Source organism: Ferrovibrio sp. (assembly GCF_035304305.1).
Classification (GTDB): domain Bacteria; phylum Pseudomonadota; class Alphaproteobacteria; order Ferrovibrionales; family Ferrovibrionaceae; genus Ferrovibrio.
Genome location: NZ_DATGQG010000082.1, coordinates 1 through 6,248, shown reverse-complemented (window position 1 = coordinate 6,248; position 6,248 = coordinate 1). Strand labels below are relative to the sequence as shown.

Here is a 6,248-nt window from a genome sequence, read left to right as displayed (position 1 = left end):
GGCCGCCTGGCACGAGCGGCTGGCGCAACGGCCGGGCTACCGCCGGCATGTCATGGTGCGGATGGAGTAGCCGGAGGCAGGCCCGGGGACGGAGCCGCCCCGGCTTTCGTCCGGGTCGGCCGGAGCCCGCTGCGGCCCGCTGGAGCCTGCTACGGTCCACTGCGGTCCATTCCGGTCCGCTGGAGCCCGCTGGAGTCCGCTGCGGCCCGCTGGAGCCCGTTCCGGACCGCCGGGCCCCTGCGGAGATCGCCGGCCACTCAAGGCTGAATCGCGTCAAAAACCCGGCCGCGAAGCCCCTAAACAGGGTGATTTCGCCCGTCATTGGCCCTCTCACATACATGTGTATGCATAGCCGTGCCGCATCTTCACGATGTCCAACCGCCAAGGCCGTCGGCCCTTGTCTGTAAGGAACAAATATAGTACATCCAGCCGAAAAAGCCAAGTCCGTTTTTCGCCAGGCCCCGACAGCCGCCGCAAGGAGCCGCCCCCACCCCCTTTCCCCCGCTTCGCGCGGGCACCTTTGGCGACCTGACCATTCTGCGAGGACTGCAGGGCCGCGGCGGATTCCGCCAGCGGTATCGAGGACGGCGAGCGCCTGCGCACCATCATGGTGCGGCGGGCCACCGAGCCCTGGAGCCACAGATTCCGCTACCCCCGGTGCGGCGGCATCATGCGCGCCTATGCGGCGCATGAGGACAGCTATAAGGGCGGATGGAGGAGGTTGGTACTTATTCGCCATAAAGAATTTTCAATTGAGGCGAATAGCGGGTGGCGGATCTTCATTTTTATAACGTCTTGCGTTATATAACGTGCAACGTTATACTACCTTATGATCCTCAGCTTCAGGGACCGGGAAACCGAGCGGGTCTGGGCCGGCGAATACAGCCGCCGGTTCCCGAGGGGCATGCAGGAGAAGGCGCTGATAAAGCTGCGCCTGCTGAACCGCTCCCGCAGACTTGACGATCTGCGGATTCCGCCGGGCAACCGGCTCGAGAAACTGAAGGGCGACCGGCGCGATCAGTACAGCATCCGCATCGATCAGCAATGGCGCATCTGCTTCGGCTGGAAGGATGGCAATGCCTATGACGTCGAAATCGTCGACTACCACTAAGCGGATTCCCAACCCGCATCCGGGCCGCATCCTGGACGAGGAATTCCTCAAACCGCTGGGCCTGAGCCAGAATGCGCTGGCGCGCGCGCTGGGCGTGCCGCCGCGGCGCATCAACGAGATCGTGCTGGGCAAGCGCGCGGTCACGGCCGATACGGACCTGCGGCTGGCGCGTTTCTTCGGCCTGTCGGAAGGCTTCTTTCTCGGCCTGCAGGACGACTACGATCTGCTCAAGCGCAAGCGCGAACTGGGCGACCGGCTGAAGCGCATTCCCGTTCTCGACCGCCGCAACGCGGCGTAAGCCGCACACACTTCATCGCGTTCACCCTGCTAGTAGGTATTGGCTCCGGGATCAACGCGCGGGAATCAATCCGCTGGCATCATGTCAGCCCGCATTGCGAGGCGGGCGGCGCGGCGGCGGGCACTGCGGGCCGCAGCGCCTTGCCGGTATCGGGCACGCCGCGGCGCGAGCTGGCGATCAGCATCTCGGCCGGCGGCGGCCCGCCCATCGCCTGGGCCACCTCGCCGGAGAACCGCTGCACGGCGGGGAACTGCAGGTGGAAGGCGTCGAAGAAATCGGCTTCCCCATAGCGCGGATCGTCCTGGTACTGCAGCAGGCGCAGGCTGCCATCGGCGATGGCGGGCTCCAGCCGCCGCGCGATGCCGCAGAGCGAGGCCATCACGGCGGGATATTTCTCGCGGTAGGCGGGATGCACCGGCGGAAAGACCAGGGTGAAGGCCACGCCGCGGGCGCGCAGGTCGCCGGCCATGCCGAGCAGCGCGTCGATGCAGGCCGGGTCGGTGCCGGTCGGGCCGTAGCGCAGGCCGCGCTGCATCGTCTCGGGCACATGCAGCGGCCCGCTGCCCCAGCGGTCGAGCCAGAGATCGCCGAGCAGGGGTTTCTGCCGCTCGGGCAGGTTCGCCGCCGCCTTGATGAAGCGCTGCGGCGCGAAGAAGCGCAGGTAAAAATACGCCGCCGGCCAGTCGCGGAAGGCATAGGCCGCCGCCTCGTCCTCCGGCATCATCGCGGCCGGCGCGGTGCTGCAGTCGCTGAAATCGGGCGGACCGGCCAGCAGCAGCACCGAACGCACCTTCGAGAAATGGTCGAGGTAGAAGTCGAGCATCTCGCGCGACTGGTGCATCTGCAGATGCACGGTGCCGCCGTTGAGGAAGGCGCCGCTCCGGCCCGCCATGGCATCGAAGGCGGCGCCGTCGAGCTGGCGCCAGGCGATCGATGAGCCGATGGCGAGGATCTGCGGGTCGAGTTCGGGATTGCGGCGGATGTAGCGCAGCTTCTCGTCCAGCGCGCTGAGACGGGTGATGGGGGGCGCCGGCATGTTCTCGGGACTGGCCAGCGCCAGCAGACCGTAGCTGGCGGCAATCGTCCCGAACACTCCGATGCATCCGGCGAGAAGGCCGAAGGCAAACCGTTTCATGGATCCCACTTCGTAAAACCGAGCGACGGAGACAGCCGCCGTGCATCAGGCCGGCTGCCGTGGCAGGTTCCGCAACCGCCGGCAGGCCGGCAGGGCACGGAACCGTTTACGCTGTGTCATCCAGCGATCAGGGCGGGCTGAACCGCAGGCGCATCCGGAACGGAAAAGGCATGCAGCCGCCCCGCATCCTCCACGCAGGCATGCGCCGCGCGAACCGCGTTCGCTGACAGCGCAACCTGAAAAGAAGCGTACGGAGCATTCCCGGCCTCCAGCCTGACACGCTGCATTAAACCGCCGTTGGCGGTTCCCGTGGCGTGACCAAGGCGTGGCAGTTTGCTCAGGCCGCGGCGGCTCTGCCTTTCAGCTGCGCGATCTCGGCCTCGCGGCGGCGGAAAGCCGCCAGAACCGCCGGATCGAAGCAGGCCGGCGAGGTGCGCCCGTCGCCTTCCAGGATGATGCGGCAGGCTTCGGCATGGCTGAGGCCGGCCTTGTAGGGCCGCGCGGCGCAGAGCGCCTCGTAGACATCGGCGACCGAAACGATGCGGGAGGCGAGCGGAATCGCCTCGCCCTGGATGCCGCGGGGATAGCCGCTGCCGTCGAAATTCTCGTGATGGCAGAGCGCCACCTCGGCGGCGACGTCGAGGGAGGGATGCCGCGCCTCGCGCAGCAGGTCATGGCCGCGCCTGGTATGGGCGCTCATCACCGCGCGCTCCGCCGCATCGAGGCGGCCGGGCTTCATCAGGATGGCGTCGGGGATCACGGTCTTGCCGATATCGTGCAGCAGGGCCGCGTCGACGATGTCGTTCACCGCGGCGGTATCGAGCTGCATCGCCTCGGCGAGCATGCGGCTGATCACGGCGGTCATGTCGGCATGGTTCTGCGTGACGCTGTCGCGGGCATGGGCGACATGCGTCACCAGCCGCGCCACGGTATGTCGGTCGATCATGGAGAGTGTCGGGGGAAGCCTGGAAGGAAGTCCGGGAGGGTTACGACGGGCAGCGCGTATGTAGGCGCTGTCGGCGCGGTATGCCAGTCCCGGCGGCGTCGCGGCGTGTGACCGCCGATACAAACCGGTATTCCGGTGAATTCGCGTCAGGCGTCGGCGGTGTCGCCCCAGCCGCCTTCCCCCGCGTCCAGCGTGCCGCGGGTGATGATGTCATCGCCCTTTGCGAGATCCGCGGCGCCGTAATCGGGCAGCGGCGCGAGCGCGCGGTAAAGTGGAGTGAAATCCGGTTTCGTCGCCTCGAACAGCTCGTCGAAGCTGCGGATCACGAAATAGGTCTTCTGCAAGGTGTCGATGCGGTAGCGCGTGCGCATAACCCGCGCGAGATCGAAGCGGACGCGGTTGGGCGCGGCGGATTCGAGGCAGAAGATGCTCTCGCTTTTCGACGAGAGGATGCCCGAGCCGTAGATGCGCAGGCCCTGCGGCGTCTCGATCAGGCCGAATTCCACCGTGTACCAGTAGAGCCGCGCCAGGCGATGCAGCGCGTTCAGCTTCGCCGCCTTCAGCCCGCCCTGCCCGTAGGCCTGCATGTAGTCGGCGAAGACCGGATTCATCAGCAGCGGCACATGGCCGTAGATGTCGTGGAAGACGTCGGGCTCCTGCAGGTAGTCGAGCTGGGCGCGGCGGCGGATCCACCAGGTGGCGGGAAAGCGCCGCTCGGCGAGATGGCCGAAAAAGACGTCGTCGGGCACCAGGCCGGGCACCGCGACGATGCGCCAGCCGGTCGCCTTCTCCAGCAGGTCCGACAGGCGCTCGAAATCGGGAATGCCGTCGGCAGCCATGCCCAGCCCGTCCAGCCCGGCGAGGAATTCGCCGCAGGCGCGGCCGGGCAGCAGGGCGGCCTGGCGGTGGAACAGGTCGCGCCATACGGCATGGTCCTCGGCGGTATAGAGATGCCGCGGCTGGTCCAGCGTGTAGTCGGGCCGCAGCGGCAGATCGGCAGAAGGCAGGTCGGCAGCGGGCAGAGCGGACATGGCAGGCCTCCCGGGCTGGTCCGTTATCCGCAAGGGTAATGCATATGCTGCGCAAAAACCGCGCAACATGAAGCATGGTTTTCGGCAGCTATGCTATTTCCTTGCAGGGTTCGCGCAGAAATGCAGAATGCCTGCATGGAAGCCGATCTCGACGTCTTCGACCTGCGCCTGCTCGCCGCCCTGCAGACGGACGGCCGTGCCGCCGCCTCCGCGCTGGCCGACCGGGTCGGCCTCAGCCCCAGCCAGATCAGCCGCCGGCTCGCCCGGCTGGAGGAGGACGGCGTGATCGAGCGCTATGCCGCGCTGCTCAAGCCGGAAGCCGTGGGCCTCAGCGTGCTGGCCTTTTCCAATGTCTCGCTGGAGCGCCATGCCGAGGATCTCGTGCATGGCTTCGAGGCGGCGGTGATGAACTGGCCGGAGATCCTGGAATGCTATTCGGTGACCGGCGAGGCCGATTTCGTGCTGCGCATCGTCGCCGGCGACCTCAAGGCCTTCGCCGATTTCCTCATGCTGCGCTTATTGCGCATTCCCGGCGTGCGCAGCGCGCGCTCCTCCATCGTGCTGCACCGGATCAAGCAGACCACGGCGCTGCCGCTGCAAAGCGCGTAGGCCGCGCTGGCCGATCAGCCGTTCAGGAAGTCGGGCGTCGCCGAGGCGGTGAGCAGTTCGACCAGGCCGGTCATCGCGCTCTGCACGCGGCTGAAGCCGCCGGCGCGGGTGATCTGCACCTCGTCCATGTAGAGATCGCGGTTGATCTCGAGCTGCAGCGTGTGGAAGCCCTCGGCGCGGCGGGTGTAATGCTGCGTGATGTAGCCGCCGGCATAGGGCTTGTTGCGCGCGGTCGAGAAGCCGCAGGATTTCAGGTAATCCTCGACGCGGTCGACCAGCCGCGGCGCGCAGGACACGCCGTGGAAATCGCCCAGCACCATGTCGGCGCGGCGCTGGCCCGCGTCGGGCTGGTTGCTGCCGCCGACGCTGGGCATGGAATGGCAGTCGAGCAGCAGCGCGATGCCGTGCTGCGCCTTCGCCTCCTGCAGCAGCTTTTCCAGCGCTTCGTGATAGGGCCGCCAGCAGGTCTCGACGCGGCGTTCGGCCTCGGCGAAGGGCAGCTTGCCCTTGTAGATCTCCAGGCCGCCGGCGACGACGCGGGCGATGGTGCCCAGGCCGGCGCCGATCTTGCCGCTCTCGGTCTGCACATGGGGCGGCAGCGGCGCGTCGAACATCGCCGGGTCGAGCTCGTAGGCTGAGCGGTTGGGGTCGCAGTAGGCGCGCGGGAACAGGGCCTCCAGCAGGGGCGCGCCGAGCGAGGGCCCGGCGGCGTAGAGCTCGTGGATGAACGCATCCTCCGAGCGCCGGAGCGTCAGCGGGTCCAGCCGGGAGGCCGAGCGGAAGCTCTCCGGATAGATGTCGCCGGAATGGGGCGAGGACAGCACCAGAGCGGTGCGGACCCGGTCCGGCGGCGGCAGGGTGATGCGGATCGGCGGATCGACCGGAAATTCGGGATCGGGCCGGTGGACACGGGCAACGGCGGAGGCAAAGGTCATGGCGCTATATTGGCGGCGGCAGCAAGGCTTGCCAACCGGCCCGGCAGCGATTAAAAGCCTGCCGTCCGCGCCACCGCAGCATCGGCCGGACCTTTGAAGTGGCACGGGCGGTTAGCTCAGCGGTAGAGCACTACCTTGACATGGTAGGGGTCACAAGTTCGATCCTTGTACCGCCCACCACTC

The 6,248-nt window shown here is 67.4% G+C and carries 7 protein-coding genes and 1 tRNA gene; 4 read left to right on the top strand and 4 right to left on the bottom strand.

The genetic code is table 11. The features are described 5' to 3' along the window. Nucleotides 1-829 precede the first annotated feature (829 nt). Nucleotides 830-1,111, top strand: coding sequence for a type II toxin-antitoxin system RelE/ParE family toxin (locus VKZ87_RS09970; protein WP_324221105.1), 282 nt, complete (start codon nt 830-832; stop codon nt 1,109-1,111). Continuing rightward, entirely contained in the window at nt 1,083-1,409 is a 327-nt protein-coding gene (locus VKZ87_RS09965) for a HigA family addiction module antitoxin (protein ID WP_324221104.1), read from the top strand. The genes VKZ87_RS09970 and VKZ87_RS09965 overlap by 29 nt, the downstream gene beginning before the upstream one ends. 79 nt (nt 1,410-1,488) lie before the next feature. On the opposite strand, the gene VKZ87_RS09960 is transcribed toward VKZ87_RS09965, so the two are convergent. The 3 genes from VKZ87_RS09960 to phhA form a co-directional block, all read right to left on the bottom strand. Beyond that, a complete protein-coding gene (locus VKZ87_RS09960; protein WP_324221103.1) occupies nt 1,489-2,544 on the bottom strand; it encodes a hypothetical protein in 1,056 nt (351 codons plus the stop codon). 337 nt (nt 2,545-2,881) lie between these two features. Then, nucleotides 2,882-3,490, bottom strand: coding sequence for an HD-GYP domain-containing protein (locus VKZ87_RS09955; protein ID WP_324221102.1), 609 nt, complete (start codon nt 3,488-3,490; stop codon nt 2,882-2,884). A 146-nt stretch (nt 3,491-3,636) separates the two neighbouring features. Then, entirely contained in the window at nt 3,637-4,521 is an 885-nt protein-coding gene (gene phhA, locus VKZ87_RS09950; RefSeq protein ID WP_324221101.1) for a phenylalanine 4-monooxygenase, read from the bottom strand. A 135-nt stretch (nt 4,522-4,656) separates the two neighbouring features. On the opposite strand from phhA, the gene VKZ87_RS09945 reads away from it, so the two are divergent. Beyond that, the gene (locus VKZ87_RS09945; RefSeq protein WP_324221100.1) at nt 4,657-5,130 is read left to right on the top strand and encodes an Lrp/AsnC family transcriptional regulator; all 474 of its coding nucleotides are present in this window, start codon (nt 4,657-4,659) and stop codon (nt 5,128-5,130) included. A 14-nt stretch (nt 5,131-5,144) separates the two neighbouring features. On the opposite strand, the gene VKZ87_RS09940 is transcribed toward VKZ87_RS09945, so the two are convergent. Continuing rightward, complete coding sequence (locus VKZ87_RS09940; protein WP_324221099.1) at nt 5,145-6,065, bottom strand: N-formylglutamate amidohydrolase; 921 nt, start codon at nt 6,063-6,065, stop codon at nt 5,145-5,147. Between the two features lie 105 nt (nt 6,066-6,170). Here VKZ87_RS09940 and VKZ87_RS09935 point away from each other — a divergent pair. Next, nucleotides 6,171-6,245 (top strand) — tRNA-Val (locus tag VKZ87_RS09935). Nucleotides 6,246-6,248: the final 3 nt, after the last annotated feature.